Source organism: Brucella tritici, assembly GCF_902825325.1.
GTDB lineage: Bacteria > Pseudomonadota > Alphaproteobacteria > Rhizobiales > Rhizobiaceae > Brucella.
Genome location: NZ_CADEAR010000007.1, coordinates 249,675 through 269,195, shown reverse-complemented (window position 1 = coordinate 269,195; position 19,521 = coordinate 249,675). Strand labels below are relative to the sequence as shown.

The following is a 19,521-nucleotide window of genomic DNA, read 5'->3' as shown; positions in this document are numbered from 1 at the left end:
TCGATTTCGGGAGACATGGTTGAAAAACAAACGGTTGGAGCATTTCCACTGGTTCAGTCAAAACAGGAAATGCTCCAGCGCTTTCTATCGTTTGAAGCCGCCGAGAATGCCGCGCACCAATGCGCGGCCAAGCGAATTGCCGACCGAGCGGACGACGGATTTCATCGCGGCTTCCGCAACCGTCTGGCGGCCGGAGCGACGGCCAGTGCCGAGTGCGGTGCCGACGAGATCGCCAAGAATGCCACCGCCGCCTTCTTCCTCTTCCTTGGTCTTTTGCTGGGCTGCTGCTGCATTCTGCGCCTTGCGGGCCAGCATTTCAAAAGCGGAATCACGGTCCACAACCTGATCATATTGCCCGGCAACCGGGCTTGCAGCGATGATCTTGGCGCGTTCTTCCGGCGTCAGCGGGCCGATGCGCGATGAAGGCGGACGCATCAGCGTGCGCTGCACGATGGAAGGCACGCCTTTTGCCTGAAGCGTGGAAACCAGCGCTTCACCGGTGGCGAGATTGGTGATCGCCTGGAACGTGTTGAAATCCGGGTTCGGACGGAACGTATCGGCTGCGGTCTTCACGGCATTGGTTTCGCGCGGCGTATAGGCTCGAAGCGCGTGCTGCACGCGATTGCCAAGCTGTGCCAGGACCGTTTCCGGCACGTCGAGCGGGTTCTGCGTCACGAAATAAACGCCGACGCCCTTGGAGCGGATCAGGCGCACCACCTGTTCGACACGGTCGACAAGTGCCTTCGGCGCTTCATCGAAGAGAAGGTGGGCTTCGTCGAAGAAGAAGACGAGCCGCGGCTTGTCGGGATCGCCGACTTCCGGCAGTTCCTCGAACAGTTCCGACATCAGCCAGAGCAGGAAGGTGGAATAGAGCCGTGGGCTCATCATTAGCTTGTTGGCGGCGAGTACGCTCACCACGCCACGCCCGTCGGTCGTGGTGCGCATAAGGTCCGAAATCTTGAGCGCTGGTTCCCCGAAGAATTTCGAGCCGCCCTGCTGATCGAGGACCAGAAGCGAACGCTGGATCGCGCCCACCGAAGCCTTGTTCACATTGCCGTACCTGCCGGAAAGCTCTGCCGAGCGCTCCGCCATTTCAGCGAGAATGGCCTGCAAATCCTTCAGGTCCAGAAGCAGCAAGCCTTCTTCATCCGCCAGGCGGAAGGCAATGTTCAGCACGCCTTCCTGCGCATCGGTCAAGCTCATCAGGCGCGACAGGAGCAGCGGCCCCATCTCTGAAATGGTAGCGCGGACGGGATGGCCCTGTTCCCCGAAAATATCCCAGAAGATCACAGGCGCGGCGCGCATTTCGTAAGGGTCGAGCTTCACTTCCGCCGCACGCTTGATGAGGCCGTCATTTTGAACGCCGATGGCGCCAATGCCGGAAAGGTCGCCCTTGATGTCAGCGCAGAAAACGGGAACGCCAGCCGCCGAAAAGCTTTCGGCCAGAACCTGCAGCGTGACCGTTTTACCCGTGCCTGTCGCTCCGGTGACGAGGCCGTGCCGGTTACCGTATTTCAGCGCTAGATATTCCGGCTGCTGGTAGGAGTCGTCAGGCTTGCGGCTCGCGCCAAGAAAAATAGCGTCTTCGGCAGTCATCAGGCAGCTTGCTCCCTCTGTTCAACTATAATAGCAGGGCGCTAAGATGCTAAGGCATCACGCCCTGAAAATGCTCAATTGCCGCACGGGCTTAACCAAGTCTCGATGACTCAAACTCGATGAGACTTGGTATAACTTACGATATAGAGCAAAACCCGGCCGGAGTGAAACGAGGATCGGTAAGATTATGCCGGAGCGTGGCCCTCAACGCGCCGGATAGCCGTTCGGGTGCGCCGGAATGGCCTTCAGATAGGCGGCAATGGCATTGCGATCCGCTTCGGCAAGATGGGCCATATTCGCAACCACGTCGGTCATCGAGCCGCCAAGCGAATCGAAATCCGGGGTAAAGCCGCTCTGTAATGCATAGGAGATGTCTTTCTCGCTCCAGCCGCCGATGCCCGCTTCGTCCGGCGTGATGTTCGGAACAGTGCCTCGTTTTCCGTCACTGCCGGTTTCCGGTGACAGTGCTCCGGCCAGCCATTTGCCGGTATCCAGCCCGCCAATTGTGTTGCGCGGCGTGTGGCATTCGCCGCAATGGCCAAGCGCTTCTGTCAGATACTGGCCGCGCTTCACGTGATCGGAAGCATTTGCGATTTCCACCGCCGGCCGGTCGGTCAGGTAAAGCTGCTTCCACAGTCCGAGCCCTCGCCGGATATTGAAAGGGAAGGAGAGCTTATGCGGGGCCGCGACATTTTCGGAAGGCGGCAGCGTTTTCATAAAGGCAAAGAGGTCGGCCACATCCTGCTGCTGCATCCTTGTATATGAGGTGTAGGGGAAAGACGGATAAAGATGTTCATCCTGCTTTCCGACGCCTTTCAGCATCGCATTGGCAAAATCTTGAATAGTCCAGGTTCCAATTCCCTGCTCGGATGGCGAAATATTGGGCGCAATGAAAGTCCCGAAATCTGAAACCAGCTCATGGCCGCCCGCCAGCACCTTGCGCGCATCACCCGAGGCACCGGGTGCGGCATGGCAGGAAGCGCAGCCGCCCGCCCAGAAAACCTGTTCGCCCTTGACGGGGTCGCCGGGCTTCATCGCGTCCAGCACGATCGCGTCCACCTTCTGCGGTGTGGTCAGAATCCAGAAAGCCGCAGCTCCAAGGACGACCACGGCGCCTGCGACATATGCCAGTTTTCGGACCATTCCATCCGTTCCCGTCTGGCGGTTCCGGCGATTGCGGACCGCTCTTATGGCTGTCATTCAACAGGGTCGTTAGAGCGCGGGGCATTGGCACCGCGCCACTCACATCCAACACACCGAATGTTTCCGTCCGGTGTGCTCTGTGTCAACAGTGAAGATCAGTTCTTCTTGACGCGAAAGGCCTGATGGCAGGAACCACAATTGGCGGCGACCTGCTGGAAGGCTGGCTTCAGCGCATCCAGATCCTGCGGCTTGGCTGCCAGTGCTGCTGCGGCATCGGTCTGGAATTTATCGACATGCTTGACGAAGTCATCCTTGTTTTCCCAGATTTTCGGAGAAGCTTCGGTGTCACCCTGATCAGAACCAGCAGGGAACAGCGTGTCCACGTCCAGCTTCCTGGCGTCGGCATCGATTTTTTCGAGTGCAGCAAGAGCTGTGGCTGCGTCGAACGGCTTCTCGCCCTTGACCATGGGAGCAATCGACCCAACCGAACGTCCAAGGTCCTTCATGATTGCCTGACGATCGGCGATGACGTCGGCCTGTGCGACACCGGCAACCAATACCGCTGCAGAGCTGACAGTCAGGAAAAACAAACGCATACGATTCTCCATATTTAAAAAATGAACAAAAATTCTCCCTTGGTTCAAATATCCGATACAATCCTGGACATTGCAATCATCGCATCGAGTAAATCCCCAATGCGGCAAGTATCATTCTGAATTTATAGGGATTATTACATGGGATTCACGTTATCGTGAAAAACATGACTTAAATACTATTGTTTTATACTGAAGGATTTTTCAGCAAAAGTGCAAGCCTCCTGCGGAGGAAATCAGCCCATCATTCACGCGGCTGCATCCGGTTCGGGAGAAAGACATGCGTGAAGACAAAGAGAGAGCATTTCCAATGGTTAAATCAAAACAGGAGAGGCTCCAGGCTGTCCAAATAAAGGCCCCAGAAACCGGGGCCTTTTCGAGCATGTAAACTTTAATCAGACGAACTGGCCGAGGCCCGGAATTGCACCGATGACGGCATCAACTGGTTCGTCACCGGCCTTTTCCTTGGCGAAGCGGATGGTTTCCTTGGCAACGCCGGAAATTTCACCCATGCCGAGGCCAGCGCCCATGAGCTGCGAGCCGAGACCCATCACGCCGCCCATCAGGCCAGACAGAAAGCCGCCGCCCTTGACCTGCGCGATTGCTTCGTCGGCACCGGGGAATGCTGCTAGAAGTTTCTGGACTTCCGCTGCCGGACCCTCCTTCTGCAGGAAGGCGAGGATCATGCCGACTGCCTTTTCTGCCGTTGCCGCATCGATGCCAACTTTGGAGGTGATGCGTGCGATCAGTTCTTCCATAGAAACTCTCCCAAAAATCTTACGTTTACGTAATATGCATTCTCGCCTTCGCATTGCAAGCCGCCATGAGCGAAAATATTAGAGCATTTCCGTTTTTTTCTGAATCGGCAGCGGTCCCAAATCAGTTTTGTTGTGATCTCATGTCCGTTTTCAAGGATTTTGGCATAGGTTTCCGTCTCGCCTTTTGGCGTCAGGACTAATGGGCTGCCTATTGCAGGACGCGGCGGCATTGAGACGACGGTTGATCAGACTCTGATGCGCGGGTTGGATACCGCAGGACCGTGGTTCGTCTCGGGCCTTCCTCTGTCTCACGTTAACGCGTGTTGCCATTTTTCAGGCTCGCTGAATCACAACGAGGGTTGCCCTGACCGGCCGCCGCGCCCAACAATAGGCAGTTTGATGGAAGTAAATCTTTCTCCTTCTTGGTGTTGAGTGGTCCCTCGTCAGATGGCTTTTGTTGGCGTGACGGGAATGGTCGTTGCGATCGCCCAGACGAAGGCAGCAAGCTCACGTGCGATTGCAACGATGACGATATTGGTGGGACGGCCACCGGCCTGCATACGCCGGTATCGCTGGCATAGCCGTACTTGAGCCTTCCAGGCGATTGCCCTGATCTCTTCAGGCAACCCCTCGCTTCGCTTCAGAATTTCCTGGCCGACACGCGCTGGCAATCTATAGGTCCATGCGCCTTCGACCAGCATGCGCCGCGCCCAGGTATTGCCCGCCTTAGTAATGGACCCACGCACGACGCTTGCGCCTGTGGAATGCTCCCTGGGGACCAGTCCCAGCCAGGCCATGAATTGACGTGGGTTTCTGAAGCGTCTGAAGTCACCGATCTCCGAGACCAGGGTCACCGCCGATATCTGTGCGACACCGCGCAAAGCCTGGATCGCTTCCACCACGGGGTTGAGCGACCAGTCAGGCAGGAGCGCCAGCATCTGTTGGGTCAGCCGTTCACGCCGTTCCTCGATTTGCTCGATGGCACGAATATATTCTTCCATGGCGATTTGCTGCGCCCGGTGATCGAACCGCTGGGTCGCCAGCCAATTGCGATGTGCTTTTGTCCAATGAGAGCGGCCTTCGAAGATCCGGCCGTGGCGAAGCAAAAATGACAAGAGATGCTGGCGTGCCCGTCGCATATCAGAGACCGCCGTTTCCCTCGCCCGGCAAAGATCGCGCATGGCCTCATGCGTCTCGTCGGGAACCCAGATGGATGACAGCTCACCGGCGCGCAACAAAGCAGCTAACGCCAGCGCATCGCGGCGATCCGTTTTGATCTGAAGCCCCGGACGCGTTGGAATGAGCGACGGTGCGACGACAAGGCATTCATGGCCGAGACCTGAAAGCTGGCGATACAATCCATAACCCGTCGGGCCGGCCTCGTAGCAAAAGCACAAGCGCTCGTGACGCCCCGCCAGCTTATCGACAAATTTGCGCACAGCATCAGCGCGGTTGGCAATTTCGCCGTAATAGCGAACCTCTCCATTGCGACCTGCTTCCGCAAGGTCGACCACGATTTTTTCCTTGCTCACATCCAAACCAACATAAAGTGCAGTATCATCGACCACGGCTCGTCTCCTATGTTTGAGGCTCTGGCTGCAAAGCTAACCCTCGTTGCCAACAAATTGCGAGACGAGCCACTATGCAGACCACGGACATGGGCTCTCATTGATTCTGGCTGGATGAAGGCCAGCATCCGATGACCGCACCGATATCGAATGATCTTCGCGAGCGCGTTGTTTCAGCCATGCTGAGCGACGAAAGCGTTCGTTGCGTGGCGCCGCGGTTTGAAATTGCCGCGTCTTCAGTTGTGAAATGATCGCAGCGCCATCGTGCGACCGGATCGGTTCGTCCCGGCAAGATGGGCGGCCATCGCAAGCGGATACTCGAACCGCATCGTGATATCATTGTGCAACGGCTCGCCGAGAACCCGCACCTGACGTTGCATGGCCTGAAGGCGGCGTTGACCGAGCGAGGTATGTCCGTCTCGCACAATACGATCTGGGAATTCAGGGATCGCGCGTGGTTTCACCTGCACTCCATGCACACAGCTGCAGAATCTTTTTGGGCGCTTGAAATCGAGCTGTAATGGTAATACCTTATTTTAAAATGGTATTACAAAGGTGTGGCAATGACAACGACGGTGACATCGAAGGGCCAAGTTACGATTCCAAAAGCAGTTCGGGAATTGCTCGGAATCAAGCCTGGAACCAAAGTAGATTTTCATAGAACGTCCGATGGAAATGTATTTCTTGTTAAAGCTGATGCGCCAAGAACACTAAATCGATTCCAGAAGCTGCGCGGTCACGCCGGCAAGGGACTCGACACAGATGCAATTATGGCGCTGACACGTGGTGAAACGTGACTCTGGTTGACACAAACGTTCTTCTGGATCTTGCGACAGATGATCCACAGTGGGCGGAATGGTCGATTGGCCAACTTGAAACCGCAAGTCTGACGGGACCGTTGCTGATTAATGAAGTGATCTACGCAGAACTCGCAGTTCGTTATGAACGAATTGAAGACCTGGATCATTTTATTGAGGCTGCCGGCCTTCAAATGGCCTCGCTTCCCAGAGAAGCGCTTTTTCTGGCAGGCAAAGTCTTTACCCAATATCGAAGAGCAGGGGGCTCGCGAACTGGTGTTCTGCCCGATTTTTTCATTGGCGCGCATGCAGCAGTTCAGCAAATACCACTGTTGACGCGAGATGTCGGACGTTACCGAACATATTTTCCGACGGTTGCGCTGATTACTCCCAACTTATTGTAAACGGCGCAATAATTGGTCCCCTCGCTCTGTGGCTGCACGGAAAGCACCGCAGCGGCTACGATGACGGACAGATACCCTAATTCTTCGACAGGCTGGCAGCAAAGCCAAAGGACATAAATATGCATGAAATCATCTGCCCGCATTGCAACAAAGCATTCAAGATCGACGAAGCTGGCTATGCAGATATCCTGAAACAGGTTCGCGATAGTGATTTTGAGAAGCAGCTGCACGAACGTCTGGAGTTGGCTGAACAGGACAAGCGGAGCGCCGTCGAGCTGGCACAGGCCAAAGTTACCAGTGAATTGCAGAAAGCGACTTCAGCCAAGGATTTTGAAATCCAGGAACTGAAGGCAAAACTCGAAGCTGGGGAAGTCACACAGAAATTGGCGGTGGCCGAGGCTTTGAGCATCGTGGAGAAAGAACGCGATGCCCTTTTGAACGATCTTGAAAATTCCAGACGTGAGCAGGAGGCTGCGTCAAAACTGGCTGAGGCGAAGCTTATTGCGGAATTACAGAAAGCCGCTTCAACCAAAGATGCCGAGATCCAAAGCCTGACGGCTAAACTTAACGCGGGCGAGCTTTTACAGAAGCTTGCTCTTACCGAAGCTGTCAGCGCAGTTGAGAAAGAACGAGACGAACTAAAGAGCGGTCTGGATCGTGTCGCACTTGAAAAGCAGCTTGCCGAAACAGCCCTTAAGGATAAATACGAAACACAGCTTAAGGACCGCGACGAGGCAATCGAGCGTCTGAGGGACATGAAAGCGAAACTGTCGACAAAAATGATCGGTGAGACGCTGGAACAGCATTGCGCGACCGAATTCGACCGCATTCGCGCTACCGCTTTTCCACGCGCTTACTTTGAAAAGGACAATGACGCACGCGATGGCAGCAAGGGGGATTTTATCTTCCGCGATCTAGACGATGCAGGTTCGGAAATTGTTTCGATCATGTTTGAGATGAAGAATGAGAACGACGAAACAGCGACCAAGAAGAGGAACGAAGATTTCCTCAAAGAGCTCGACAAGGACCGTAGCGCGAAGGGTTGCGAATATGCCGTTCTGGTTTCGCTGCTTGAGCCTGAGAGTGAGCTCTATAACACCGGGATCATCGACGTATCTCACCGCTACCCAAAAATGTATGTTGTTCGACCGCAATTCTTCATCCCAATCATTACGCTATTGCGCAATGCGGCAATGAGTTCGCTCAAGTACAAGACGGAACTGGCACTGGTGCGGGCGCAAAACATCGACATTACAAACTTTGAATCCCAGCTCGACGACTTCAAAGCTGCATTCGGGCGTAACTGGCGACTGGCTTCAGAAGGCTTCGAGGAAGCAGTCAGACGTATTGATGAGGCCATCAAGGATCTGGAAAAAACGAAAGATGCGCTTCACAAGTCGGCCAACAATCTGAGGCTGGCAAACGACAAGGCTGAGGACCTGACGGTCAAGCGACTTACGCGTGGGAATCCGACGATGGCTGCAAAATTCTCCGAAATCAGGCAGAAGATGTCTGATCCTGAATGAAACAGGTATCGTAAACGTCGTTTGTGAGAACCTGGCGTGCGGTAGCGGCGAACTGTTCATCGCAGATGTATCCCAAGCGGGAAGGCGGTTAACGCATGATATGCAGACGGTTTTGGGCTCGTTTGGCGATAACCGCGGGAGTTTTCGCAATCGTACACGCGCCGACGATGGCGCAACAACCGGATAATTTGGTTGCAAGTCTCCAGAAGACGGTTGATTCCTGTCTCATCTCTCCGCCAGGCGCAACGGGGAGAGTTGTCGTTTCAGCGACTTTCGGGCCGGATGGCTTACTTAAGGATAAGCCCAAGATTGTGCGGAAAGGCGAGGGGCCGCTTGAGGACACGTAGGCGAATACGGGGGGGCAGGGCGATCCCGAAATGCGCGCCGCAACTCGTCGGTTTTGGTCGTCAGGGAGAAGTCATCTTCAATTTTGATCCTTCCTGTCTGCTGCCAGCCCCGCGAGATAGCGCCTCTGTCGTTGATCTCAATAGCGAACAGCTGACATCAGAGGTCAACGGAAAACGGATAATCTCGGCAGCTACAAGTCGGCAACCATCCGACAATTGATCAAAGCAGCCGGTGCGCGGCTCTGGTTCCTGCCACCCTATTCGCCGGACCTTAATCCGATCGAACAGGCCTTCTCCAAGATTAAACACTGGATGAGAAATGCACAAAAGTGCACCATCGACGACATATGGCGTCATATCGGCAGGTTGGTCGAAGCCATTCAGCTCGCCGAATGCCAAAACTATCTCGAAAATGCCGGATATGGTTCCGTCAAAAGATGAAACACCTAGAACATGATTCCGAAAAGTGGGAACCGCCTTTCGGATAAAATCGTGCTCAAACAAAAACTTAGAGCGAGACGACGATAAAACTTATAAACATCCCGCTCTTGGAGCATATGGCTCGTGAGGTGACGAGATAATTACGCTGTTCGAATTTCCTGCAATTCCAGTTCTTCGATCATGACCTGCCGCATGACGAATTTCTGGATTTTGCCGGTTACGGTCATCGGAAACTGATCCACGAAGCGGATATGGGCCGGAACCTTGTAATGCGCGATGCGCTGCCGGCAATATTCAATCAGTTCTTCTTCGGAAAGCTCGCCATCCTTGTGCAGCTTGACCCAGGCACAGATGATTTCGCCGAACTTGCGGTCGGGAATACCGAATATCTGGACATTGCTGATCGCTGGATGGGTGAAGAGGAACTCTTCTATCTCGCGGGGATAGATGTTCTCGCCGCCGCGAATGATAAGATCCTTGATGCGCCCGACAATATTGCAATAGCCTTCGTCGTCGATCGTGGCGAGGTCTCCCGTGTGCATCCAGCCCGCATCGTCTATGGCGCCAGCGGAACTTTCCGCGTCGTTCCAGTAACCGCGCATGACGCTGTAGCCCCGCGTCAGCAATTCGCCCTTTTCGCCACGCGGCAAAAGCTTGCCATCCGCATCGACGATCTTCACCTCCAGATGCGGATGGATGCGCCCGACGGTGGAAACGCGTCGTTCCAGTGGATCGTTCGTCGAACTCTGAAAGCTGACCGGGCTGGTTTCCGTCATGCCATAGGCGATGGTGATTTCGCTCTGGTGCATCTCGCTCACCACACGCCGCATCACTTCGATGGGGCAGGGCGATCCGGCCATGATGCCGGTACGCAGGCTTGAGCGGTTGAAACGGCTGAATTCCGGGTGATCCAGCATGGCAATGAACATTGTCGGCACGCCATGGAGGCCGGTGCATTGCTCCTCTTCAACGGTCTGGAGCGTCAGGAGTGGATCGAAACTGTCATTCGGGATCACCATGCAGGAACCATGGGTCACACAGGCAAGATTGCCGAGCACCATGCCGAAGCAATGATAGAATGGCACCGGGATGCAGAGCCGATCCTGTTCGGAAAGTTGCATCGCTTCGCCGACGAAAAACCCGTTATTGAGGATATTGTGGTGGGAGAGCGTCGCACCCTTCGGGCTGCCGGTCGTGCCACTGGTGAACTGGATATTGATGGGATCGTCAAATTGCAGTTCTTCGGAAAGCTGCGCCAGTTCTTGCCCGGTGACTTCGTCGCCGGATTGGGTGACCTCGTCGAAATTCAACATGCCCGGCGTCTGTTCCGCACCGAGCCGGATCACGCATCGCAGATTGGGAAGCCGCTCGGACATCACATGACCGGGCCGGGCTGCATCAAGTTCAGGCACGATGCTGCGCAGAATATCGATATAGTTGCTGGTTTTCAGTGACGGCGCGAGGATGAGTGCTGCGCACTCGACTTTCCCCAGCACATATTCCAGCTCATGCGCCCGATAGGCCGGGTTGATGTTGACGAGGATCAGACCCGCTTTTGCGCTCGCAAACTGGGTGAGAATCCATTCTAGATTGTTCGGCGACCATATGCCGAGACGTTCGCCGGGGCGAAGCCCGATGGCGAGGAAGCCTTCGGCAAGCCGGTCGGTCAGTTGTCTCAGTTCGGAATAGGTCAGCCGGATATTCTGGTGCCGGACGATGACGGCAGGACGGTCGGGATATTTTTCCGCGATCTGGTCGAGATGCCGACCGATCGTATTGCCGATGAGAAGCTTGTCGCTCGCACCATGTACATAACTGGCCTGCTGCATTTCCGATCCTCCCAAACCGAAGATGACGCCCGAGGGCGATGCATCAAGTGTTGGGAGGATGCCATTCGTGGGGCTTCATGAAAACCGCAGTTTTTATGTTCAGCTTCAGCGCTTGGTACAACGCACCAGAGTAGCGGCGCCAGCATTGGTATATTTGCTCTGCATCGTATAGAGCCAGCCCTTGCATTCAGACATGCTGCTGAAGCACCGGACACGGTCTATCGGAACCAGTCCGTCGCCGCCTGTGATGAAGGGCGAGTCGTCCACGCCGCTGAACTGGCCGACGATGATGCCGCTGCCTCTTTTCGGCACGCTGCAACGCTGGCCCGCATATTCGCTGACATCCTTGCGTACCTGCGCTTCAGCCGACATCGGCAGCGCGACAAGGCCGGAAACCGCAAGCGATGCGGAAGTGAGGCAAACAGCAATGACCTGACGCAACATCGGTCTCTCCCTAAAAAGAATAGCTATTGAACAATACTATAAGATCATAAGCGAAATAGTGCATTTTTCCAGAGCATGTCTCCCGAAAGTGGGAACCGGTTTCGGGATCAAGACATGCGAAAAATGAAGGAAGCATCGCATCCTAAAAACCGGACGCGATGCTTGTTTTCGTGGCTCAGAGCGTGTCGCCCGCCTTGCCTGTCACCTTGAGGGCGAAGGCATAGGTATAGGCGACTTCCTCCAGTCGCGAGAAGCGACCCGACGCCCCGGCATGGCCCGCATCCATATTGATACGGAACAGGGCGGGATGGTTGTCGGTCTTGAGCTCACGCAGTCTGGCGACCCACTTCGCAGGCTCCCAGTACGTGACGCGCGGATCGGTAAGACCTGCCACGGCCAGAATGGCCGGATAGGCCTGACGGCTGACATTGTCATAGGGCGAATAGCCGGCAATGATCCGGTAATCTGTTTCCGATGTGATCGGATTGCCCCATTCGGGCCATTCCGGCGGGGTCAGCGGAAGGGTATCGTCCAGCATCGTGTTCAACACATCAACGAATGGCACTTCAGCAATGATGCCGCCGAATGCGTCGGGGGCCATATTGGCAATCGCGCCCATCAGCATGCCGCCTGCCGAACCGCCATGCGCCACGATGCGGTCATGACTGGTGAAGCCTTCGGCAACGAGGTGCCTTGCGGCAGCGATGAAATCGGTGAACGTATTCACCTTCTTGTCGCGCTTGCCGTTTTCATACCAGGCAAAACCCTTGTCCTTGCCGCCGCGGATATGCGCGATGGCGTAGACGAATCCGCGATCCACGAGCGAGAGCCGCGACGTGCTGAAGCTTGCCGGAATGGTGATGCCATAGGAGCCGTAGCCATAAAGCAGGCAGGGCGCGGAGCCGTCGAGCTTTGTATCCTTGTGATAGAGCAGGGACACCGGCACCAGTTCACCGTCCGACGCCTTGGCGAACACCCGGCGCGTGACATAGTCATGCGCATTGTGACCGGAAGGAACTTCCTGCGTCTTCAAAAGCTTCCGCTCGCGCGTCCGCATATTGTAGTCGAAGAGCTGTTCCGGCGTTGTCATGGACGAATAGGAGAAGCGGATCACATCCGTATCATATTCGGCGCTGCCGTGAAGGCCGAGCGAATAGGCCTCCTCGTCGAAAGCGATGGCATGTTCCTCGCCGGTTTCGCGGTCACGGATCACGATGCGCGGCAGGCCGTTATCGCGTTCCATCCAGACGAGATGATGCTTGTAGGCGGAGTGCGACAGGATCAGCCGCCCCGGCTTTTCCGCCACGACCTCGACCCAGTTTTCCTTCTGCGGCGCTGATGCCGGTGCCTGGCAAATCTTGAAATCCTTGGCGCCATCCGCATTGGTCAGGATGTAGAACACGTCGCCACCCGGCGCGATGTCATATTCCGTACCGGTCTTGCGCTCCATGACGAGCTGCGGCTTTGCCGCAGGATCGCTGGCGGGAAGGAGCCAGCATTCCGATGTTTCATGGTCATGAATGTCGATGAAGATATAGTCGTCCAGCGCTGAGCCGCCGACACCGAGGAAGAAGCCTGGATCTTTCTCTTCGTAGATCAGGCGGTCCTCAGACTGGTCCGTGCCCACCTTGTGATAGAAAACCTTGGACGGTCGATGGTTCTCATCGAGGCGCGTATAGAAAAAGCCTTTGCTCTCCGCATCCCACGCACCGCCGCCATTCGTGTCGGTGACGATGTCTTCAAGGTCTTTCATGGACGACAGGTCGCGGACTTTCAGCTTGTAGAATTCCGAACCCTTGTCATCGTAACCCCAGATCAAAAGCTTGTGATCCGGCGCATGATCGGCTGATGCAAGGCGGAAATAGGCCTTGTCCTTGCCTTCGAGGTCACCGTCGAGAAGGATGGTTTCCGCGCCACCATCGCGTGGCGTGCGAATGAAATAGGGCTGCTCGCCGCCGGTGCGATAGGACACGCCATAGGCGAAAGGCCCATCCTTGGCGGGAACGGAGGAGTCGTCTTCCTTGATGCGCCCGCGCATTTCTGCGAACAGACTTTTCTGTAGCGCTTCCGTGTCCTTCATCAGCGCTGCCTGATATGCATTCTCTGCTTCCAGATGCGTGCGAATTTCAGGGGACAGAACCGACGGGTCCTTGAATACTTCCTGCCAATTGTCTGCACGCAACCAAGCATAGTCGTCGGTGCGTGTGATCCCGTGGCGGGTGTCATTGACCGGATGTTTGACTGCATGCGGTGGTTGAAGTTGGGGGGAGCTTTGAGACATCCACAATTCCGATGAAAACTGTTTCGATTTGCTGCAAGGCCGGTAAGCCGTGCCTTCTGGCGGGTGATACTGGTGTTTATATAGTTGCCCAGAAAGGCGAAAGCGAGTTGATTCCGTTGAAATATATTTGGGCAATGCCTTTTTGAGGCCCGATTCTGCGGCCAAAAGCTACGTAACGGAAACATGTTAGTCTTGCACGACGTACAAGAAAACTTGAGGGAGAAAACTATTGCTAACGCTTGCCGGGCAAATTAAAGGAAGCACGGCAGTGAACTGCGGCTTCATCCATATCCTTCAATAAATGACAGGAGCGGCGACGCGAACACATCGCGATTCAAAGTTTCCCAATCTTAGTAAGGTTGAGTTCGAGTTTTTCTATTTGCCGATTCAAGAAGAAAGACTTGTCGGTAATGTAATGTGGTTTGACAATTCTATTGCAAATGACATTATCAACTGATATTCGCAATCGCGAACGGATGGGGCAGAGTTTTGGAATACGTAACGACGATGGCAGGCGGGGATCTCCAGTTGTCGATTACGCAACAATAAAAAGTAAGAAGGAAATCTACCTTATGGAAAATCTGGACACGCACGACGAGAGCGCAGAACTGCTTCTAAGCCTTACTGCAGATGTCGTAGCCGCATATGTCGGCAATAATTCGATTCGCGCTGGCGAACTGCCGCTGCTGATCGCTGAAGTACATGCCGCTTTCAAGCGTCACGTCGAACGCGAAGAAGCGCCTGTCGTTGTTGAGAAGCCGAAGCCTGCCGTCAACCCGAAGAAGTCGGTTCATGACGACTACATCATCTGCCTCGAAGACGGCAAGAAGTTCAAGTCGCTGAAGCGTCACCTGATGACCCATTACAACATGACCCCGGAACAGTACCGCGAAAAGTGGGATCTCGATCCGAATTATCCGATGGTTGCTCCGAACTACGCTGCTGCTCGTTCGCGTCTGGCGAAGAAGATGGGCCTGGGCCGCAAGCCTAAGGACGCTTAATCGCTCCGATATTTCGAGCGAGCTGCGCTTTACCGCATCTGTTCTGAAAACTTTATAGAAATGGCCGTTATCGTTGAGCTTATGCTTTTCGATAGCGGCCATTTTGTTTTGGGCTGAGCATTTTCGGAAGCAAATGGACTATTCATCCGATCCGGTCGAAAGCCTGTTTCAACGCAATGTGCCGGTTCAGGTCATAACTCCAGTGACCACACATGCCTTTCAAACGTTCCCTTTCCATAAGGCGCGTCAGCCGCCGTTTGGTGCGCTCTTTTTCTTCCTGCGGTACCGTGAGAACCTCATCGAGATCGATACCGGCGATGATCTGCAAGGCAATGCGCTGCATCGCGGTCAGTTGATTCTGTTTTTGCCGGGCAAAAAATAGTGTGCGGGCGTGTTTCAGATCCGCTTCCATGGCAATTATCCTCATTTCGTGATGCGAAAGAGCATGAGCCATGCAGAATTGTGTTGGATAATATTCCTAGATTTTGCCGGATTCTTCTGTAAAATAGTTATGGATCGCAATCGATCGAAGCAGTTTATGCCGCGATGACAAGGCCTTAGCTTATGTTAGAAGCGTCGAAACCAGCCAAAGACGGCAAATTATTCCACGAAACTTATCCACACTTGCATTTTTCTCCGTATAAGAAGATATTCCTATTATGGCGAGGAAAGATGAATGTCTTTGGAACTATCGGATGTCATTCATACGCGGGCGGAAGCTTTCGAAGCATTGAAGGTGCTTGCTGCGCGGCATGGGCGAAGCCTTAGCCTCGAAAGGGTGGAGGGTATCGCCGACCGTTCGCGGGAGCAGGAGAATTTTGTGCTCTGTGATGCCCTTATCGATTTGCTTGTGGCTATGTTCGGTGTTTCCGGCGCTGAATTGCGGTCGCCGCTGCGGTGCAGGCGTGAGGTGGCCCGTGTTCGGCAGATCGGCATGTATGTTGCGCATACGGCTTTCGGGCTGGCCATGCGCGAAGTGGCCGCCGGATTTGCGCGGGACCGGACAACGGTCATGCATGCCTGTCATCTGGTGGAAGACATGCGGGACGATACGGATTTCGATGCAATCGTCTCGACATTTGAACGGATTGCGCAAAGTGCCTTCACGGCCTGGAGGATGGCGGCGTGACCACTCAATTGTCGGCATCCGAAACGAGAATCATGCGGTTTTTGAAGAATGGCGACTGCGAGGTTCAGGATTCCGTTCGCGCTTCGCATGTTTTGCTTGCGACGGAACAGGGGACCATTGCCGCCTCACGCGCCGAGCTGGAGGCCATGCAAAAAAGGGGATTACTGCATTGGGAGGAGGAGCGGCTTGTTCTATCGCAGCCCGCCAACCGGCCGTTGAAAGATGGCGGCAAGTCATTGCCCCGCCCGGCAAGAACCCTGCAGACTATCGACTATGAGCAGGGCGAAAGGGTTGAGATCAATCTTGAGGAATCGCCGCTTGCCATGCTCTACAGGCGCAAGAATGCGCATGGTTCGTCCTTCATTTCGGAAAGCGAGTTTCTGGCCGGTGAAAGACTGCGTGCTGACTATACACGCGGATCGCTGATGCCATCCGTCACCATGCGCTGGGACACCCGCGTCGGAGATGGGCGCAGCGGGCCGGGCGGCATGGCAGAGCTGACGGATATCGCGCTGGCCAGCCGCATCCGTGTCGAGCGGGCACTGGAGGCGGTCGGACCGGAGCTGAACGGTGTTCTTGTCGATGTCTGCTGCTTTCTGAAAGGGCTCGAAACCGTGGAACGAGAGCGGCAATGGCCGGTTCGTTCGGCCAAGATGCTGCTCAAGGTCGGTCTGGCCGCACTGCACCGGCACTATAATCCTCACCTCGAAAAGGAACGGGGAAGAGCGGTTGTCCTGCATTGGGGAACCGACGACTACCGGCCACAGATGCGACCGCAGACTATATGAGCTGACGAGGCGGCACCCTCATTGACAGCTATCGGAGGCAGGTCTATCGCCTCTTTCTCAAAGGGACTCTGTGCCCGTTGGGGAAGTGGGGAGAAATCACATGAATTCGGTACGGGATCGGCTGGAAAGCATCCTGACGCGACTGGAAGCGCGGGCAGCAAGCGAACACGTTTTCAGCAAGGTCTATGCACAACAGGCGCGGGCTGAGGCGGATGCCTCCGATGCGCGCCTTCGCGATAGGCGCCCCGTCAGCCCGCTCGATGGGCGTATTGTTTCGATCAAGGATCTCTTCGATGTTGCCGGAGAGCCGACACTTGCCGGCTCGGTTATTCGACGCGATGTGGCTCCGGCAACGCAGGATGCCACGATCGTCCGGCGTCTGCGCGATGCGGGTGCAGTCATTGTCGGCAAGACCCACATGACGGAGTTCGCTTTCACGCCGGTCGGTCTCAATCCGCATTACGGCGAGCCGGGCAATGCGATTGATCCGACGCGTGTTCCGGGCGGATCGTCGTCGGGTGCGGCCGTTTCGGTAGCGGAAGGCACCAGCGAAATCGCTATCGGTTCGGATACCGGCGGATCGGTGCGCATTCCGGCAGCGCTGAACGGCATTGTCGGCTTCAAGCCGACTGCGCTGCGCATTCCGCTGGACGGTGCATTTCCGCTGGCGCCGTCGCTCGATTCCGTTGGTCCGCTGACCAGGACAGTGGCCGATGCCATTATAACCGACGCGATTATGGCAGGCGAAGCGCCCGTCTTGCCGGACGGCCTGCCGCTCAAGGGGCTGCGCATCGCACTGCCGAAGGGCTATCTTCTGGCCGATATGGAGCCGGACGTCGCAAGACACTTCGAGGCAACCGTTGCGCTTCTTGAAAAAGCAGGAGCGATCATTGCCGATCTGGAAGTCGATGATCTGATCCAGCGTCTGCGCGAGGTAACCCGCGTCGGCTCCATCGCCGGGATCGAGGCAAGTCATATCCATGCATCGACCTGGCTTGGCGATCCTGATGCCAATGTCGATATTCGCGTGAAACGCCCGCTGGCCGTCCGCGTCAAGGTTCCGATGGAAACCTATCGCGGGATCATGGAAACGCGCGCTACGCTTGTTCGTGAAATGGACGCGCGTCTGAGCGGCTTCGATATGTTCGTAACGCCCGCCACGCCGATTGTTGCGCCGACGATTGCTTCGGTCAGCAATGATGAGGCTGAATATGACCGTGTGGAAGGGCTGCTGCTGCGTGATACGCAGGTCGGAAACCAGTTCGACCTGTGCAGCATCACTGTGCCGACGCCGGGCATGACGCTGCCGACCGGCTTCATGCTCAGCGCACGTGGCGGCACGGACAAAAGGCTGCTTGCCGCAGCCTTGTCGGTCGAGAAACTTTTAGAGCCTGAATCAAAAAGCGGCATGTGAGTGCGAAAATGTTAATTTCCGAGTACCGGAGCGCAATGTACTTTTAGGTACATGAGCACCGGAACGCAGGTAAATTGCCATTTGCAGCCGCACAGGGCGACGTTTGGAACGGGCTCCTAGGCTGATTCTTTCGCCAGCTCCGCTTCACGACGGATGCGCGCCACCATGGCGCGCAGTCCGTTGGAGCGCTGCGGCGTCAGATGTTCATCTAGGCCGAGCTTTTTCAGGATGGCTTCCGGGTCCGCGGCGAGAATGTCCGAAGCCTTTTGGCCCGAATAAAGCGCCAGCACGATGGCCACCAGACCGCGCACGATATGCGCATCGGAATCGCCCAGAAATTCGATAACCGGATCGTTGCCGTCTTGCGGCAGCGTCTTCAGCCAGACCTGGCTGACGCAGCCCTGAACCTTGTGCGCAGAATCGCGCGCATCGTCAGGATAAGGCGGCAGTTCCTTGCCGAGATCGATGACATAGCGATAGCGGTCTTCCCAATCGTCGAGAAATTCGAAATCGGACATGATGCTATCGATGGTCGTGGTCATGATACTCGCCTGAAAGAAGTTTCTTGCCGCTTATATAGTCATGAAACACCGCAAGGTCACGGAAAACTCGAGCGCATCCCGAAAAGTGTGAAACGGTTTTCGGACAAGATGTGCGTTTAAAAAACGCTCTAGCGTTGAATGGAACCAGTCGGGCGACGGTCCAGCGCGCGCAGGGCTTCGTCCCGCGAGGTCGGGATGGGAATGCCGATTGCGGTCTGCATAGGTGCGGTGGCAAACGGTTCCGCACTCGCGGGCGGCTGCGGCTTTGTGCCGAAACGATCACTCAGATATTCCAGGGCAGCGCGGCTTCCTCCCAGAAGGCCGCTTCCGGCGCTGGAAACAAGTGAGGTGCCGTTCTGGCAGAAGGAAGGGTTTTCGATGCACAGCTTGCCCAGTTCCACGGCGGTTTTGCCATTGGCGAGAAGCTGGTCGATTGAATCCGGCTCCCGCTTCGTCTCGGCAATGGCTGGCTTCTCCTGCGGCTTGCTTTGCTCATCCGCAGGAAAGAAGCGCGGCATCACGATGAATGCCAACGACAGCCAGAATACGGATTTGAGTAGAAAACGGATCATTGCCTTCTTGCGGTTGCGTGCTCTCGGTTTGCGTCAATGTCCGATGAATTGGAAAAGATTCCGTAACTGTTCGATTTATTGGAGCGCATCCCGAAAAGTGTGAAACGGTTTTCGGACAAGATGCGCGTCATGGTAAAGCATTTAAACGTCAAAATTGTGCCGTGGCTGTGGTTTCGCCACCTGATCGCTACTCTCTGTTTACCATAGGCAGAAAAGCAGACCCGAGGCGTCACTTATCCGCTTTGGGCGGTCTCGCTTTATCGTTTCTTTAAAGCCTCGGCTGCAATCTGTTGCTGGCTGGGAGAGCGTCGTCACGGCGAACGGTTTTCCGGTTTAGACCATGCAAGA

At 55.5% G+C, this 19,521-nt stretch carries 18 protein-coding genes and 2 pseudogenes; 9 read left to right on the top strand and 11 right to left on the bottom strand.

Annotated elements, in window-relative coordinates; all coding sequences use genetic code 11:
* Positions 1–84: 84 nt before the first annotated feature.
* The 5 genes from HWX93_RS12840 to HWX93_RS12820 form a co-directional block, all read right to left on the bottom strand.
* Positions 85–1,596, bottom strand: a complete 1,512-nt coding sequence (locus tag HWX93_RS12840; protein ID WP_176037545.1) for a helicase HerA-like C-terminal domain-containing protein — start codon at positions 1,594–1,596, stop codon at positions 85–87.
* A gap of 204 nt (positions 1,597–1,800) precedes the next feature.
* Positions 1,801–2,739, bottom strand: a complete 939-nt coding sequence (locus tag HWX93_RS12835) for a cytochrome c (protein ID WP_109987905.1) — start codon at positions 2,737–2,739, stop codon at positions 1,801–1,803.
* 155 nt (positions 2,740–2,894) lie between these two features.
* Complete coding sequence (locus HWX93_RS12830; RefSeq protein ID WP_109987906.1) at positions 2,895–3,335, bottom strand: c-type cytochrome; 441 nt, start codon at positions 3,333–3,335, stop codon at positions 2,895–2,897.
* A 392-nt stretch (positions 3,336–3,727) separates the two neighbouring features.
* Positions 3,728–4,090: a DUF2267 domain-containing protein gene (locus tag HWX93_RS12825; RefSeq protein WP_109987907.1), complete on the bottom strand. Its 363-nt coding sequence runs from the start codon at positions 4,088–4,090 to the stop codon at positions 3,728–3,730.
* A gap of 443 nt (positions 4,091–4,533) precedes the next feature.
* Positions 4,534–5,658: an IS110 family transposase gene (locus HWX93_RS12820; protein ID WP_151556501.1), complete on the bottom strand. Its 1,125-nt coding sequence runs from the start codon at positions 5,656–5,658 to the stop codon at positions 4,534–4,536.
* A gap of 131 nt (positions 5,659–5,789) precedes the next feature.
* Here HWX93_RS12820 and HWX93_RS22990 point away from each other — a divergent pair.
* The 5 genes and pseudogenes from HWX93_RS22990 to HWX93_RS12795 all read left to right on the top strand — a co-directional run.
* Positions 5,790–6,110 (top strand): annotated as a pseudogene (locus tag HWX93_RS22990) (IS630 family transposase); the annotation flags it as partial.
* A gap of 111 nt (positions 6,111–6,221) precedes the next feature.
* Positions 6,222–6,455, top strand: a complete 234-nt coding sequence (locus tag HWX93_RS12810) for an AbrB/MazE/SpoVT family DNA-binding domain-containing protein (protein ID WP_109987910.1) — start codon at positions 6,222–6,224, stop codon at positions 6,453–6,455.
* A complete protein-coding gene (locus HWX93_RS12805; RefSeq protein WP_109987911.1) occupies positions 6,452–6,859 on the top strand; it encodes a type II toxin-antitoxin system VapC family toxin in 408 nt (135 codons plus the stop codon). The genes HWX93_RS12810 and HWX93_RS12805 overlap by 4 nt, the downstream gene beginning before the upstream one ends.
* A gap of 119 nt (positions 6,860–6,978) precedes the next feature.
* On the top strand, positions 6,979–8,385 hold the full coding sequence (locus HWX93_RS12800) for a DUF2130 domain-containing protein (protein ID WP_109987912.1): 1,407 nt from the start codon (positions 6,979–6,981) through the stop codon (positions 8,383–8,385).
* A gap of 524 nt (positions 8,386–8,909) precedes the next feature.
* Positions 8,910–9,173: pseudogene (locus tag HWX93_RS12795) on the top strand (transposase); the annotation flags it as partial.
* Positions 9,174–9,313: 140 nt separating this feature from the next.
* Here HWX93_RS12795 and HWX93_RS12790 read toward each other — a convergent pair.
* The 3 genes from HWX93_RS12790 to HWX93_RS12780 all read right to left on the bottom strand — a co-directional run bounded on the left by HWX93_RS12790 (position 9,314) and on the right by HWX93_RS12780 (position 13,727).
* Positions 9,314–11,002: an AMP-binding protein gene (locus HWX93_RS12790; protein ID WP_176037544.1), complete on the bottom strand. Its 1,689-nt coding sequence runs from the start codon at positions 11,000–11,002 to the stop codon at positions 9,314–9,316.
* A gap of 105 nt (positions 11,003–11,107) precedes the next feature.
* The gene (locus tag HWX93_RS12785) at positions 11,108–11,446 is read right to left on the bottom strand and encodes a hypothetical protein (RefSeq protein WP_176037543.1); all 339 of its coding nucleotides are present in this window, start codon (positions 11,444–11,446) and stop codon (positions 11,108–11,110) included.
* Between the two features lie 175 nt (positions 11,447–11,621).
* Entirely contained in the window at positions 11,622–13,727 is a 2,106-nt protein-coding gene (locus tag HWX93_RS12780; RefSeq protein WP_176037542.1) for a S9 family peptidase, read from the bottom strand.
* Positions 13,728–14,299: 572 nt separating this feature from the next.
* Here HWX93_RS12780 and HWX93_RS12775 point away from each other — a divergent pair.
* Positions 14,300–14,728 (top strand): MucR family transcriptional regulator, encoded by a 429-nt coding sequence (locus HWX93_RS12775; protein WP_010661576.1) that lies wholly within the window; start codon positions 14,300–14,302, stop codon positions 14,726–14,728.
* Positions 14,729–14,870: 142 nt separating this feature from the next.
* Here HWX93_RS12775 and HWX93_RS12770 read toward each other — a convergent pair whose 3' ends face one another.
* The gene (locus HWX93_RS12770) at positions 14,871–15,140 is read right to left on the bottom strand and encodes a cytoplasmic protein (protein WP_109988025.1); all 270 of its coding nucleotides are present in this window, start codon (positions 15,138–15,140) and stop codon (positions 14,871–14,873) included.
* Between the two features lie 270 nt (positions 15,141–15,410).
* Between HWX93_RS12770 and HWX93_RS12765 the strand changes: the two genes are divergently transcribed.
* From HWX93_RS12765 to HWX93_RS12755, 3 genes are all read left to right on the top strand, one after another.
* Positions 15,411–15,857 carry a helix-turn-helix domain-containing protein gene (locus tag HWX93_RS12765; RefSeq protein WP_176037568.1) on the top strand — a complete coding sequence of 149 codons (447 nt, stop codon included), beginning with the start codon at positions 15,411–15,413 and terminating at the stop codon, positions 15,855–15,857.
* Positions 15,854–16,645, top strand: coding sequence for a DUF6456 domain-containing protein (locus HWX93_RS12760; protein WP_176037541.1), 792 nt, complete (start codon positions 15,854–15,856; stop codon positions 16,643–16,645). The genes HWX93_RS12765 and HWX93_RS12760 overlap by 4 nt, the downstream gene beginning before the upstream one ends.
* A gap of 100 nt (positions 16,646–16,745) precedes the next feature.
* Complete coding sequence (locus HWX93_RS12755; RefSeq protein ID WP_109987918.1) at positions 16,746–18,059, top strand: amidase; 1,314 nt, start codon at positions 16,746–16,748, stop codon at positions 18,057–18,059.
* A gap of 116 nt (positions 18,060–18,175) precedes the next feature.
* On the opposite strand, the gene HWX93_RS12750 is transcribed toward HWX93_RS12755, so the two are convergent.
* Positions 18,176–18,601 (bottom strand): SufE family protein, encoded by a 426-nt coding sequence (locus HWX93_RS12750; RefSeq protein ID WP_109987919.1) that lies wholly within the window; start codon positions 18,599–18,601, stop codon positions 18,176–18,178.
* 128 nt (positions 18,602–18,729) lie between these two features.
* Positions 18,730–19,173 (bottom strand): hypothetical protein, encoded by a 444-nt coding sequence (locus tag HWX93_RS12745; RefSeq protein ID WP_176037540.1) that lies wholly within the window; start codon positions 19,171–19,173, stop codon positions 18,730–18,732.
* Positions 19,174–19,521 lie beyond the last annotated feature (348 nt).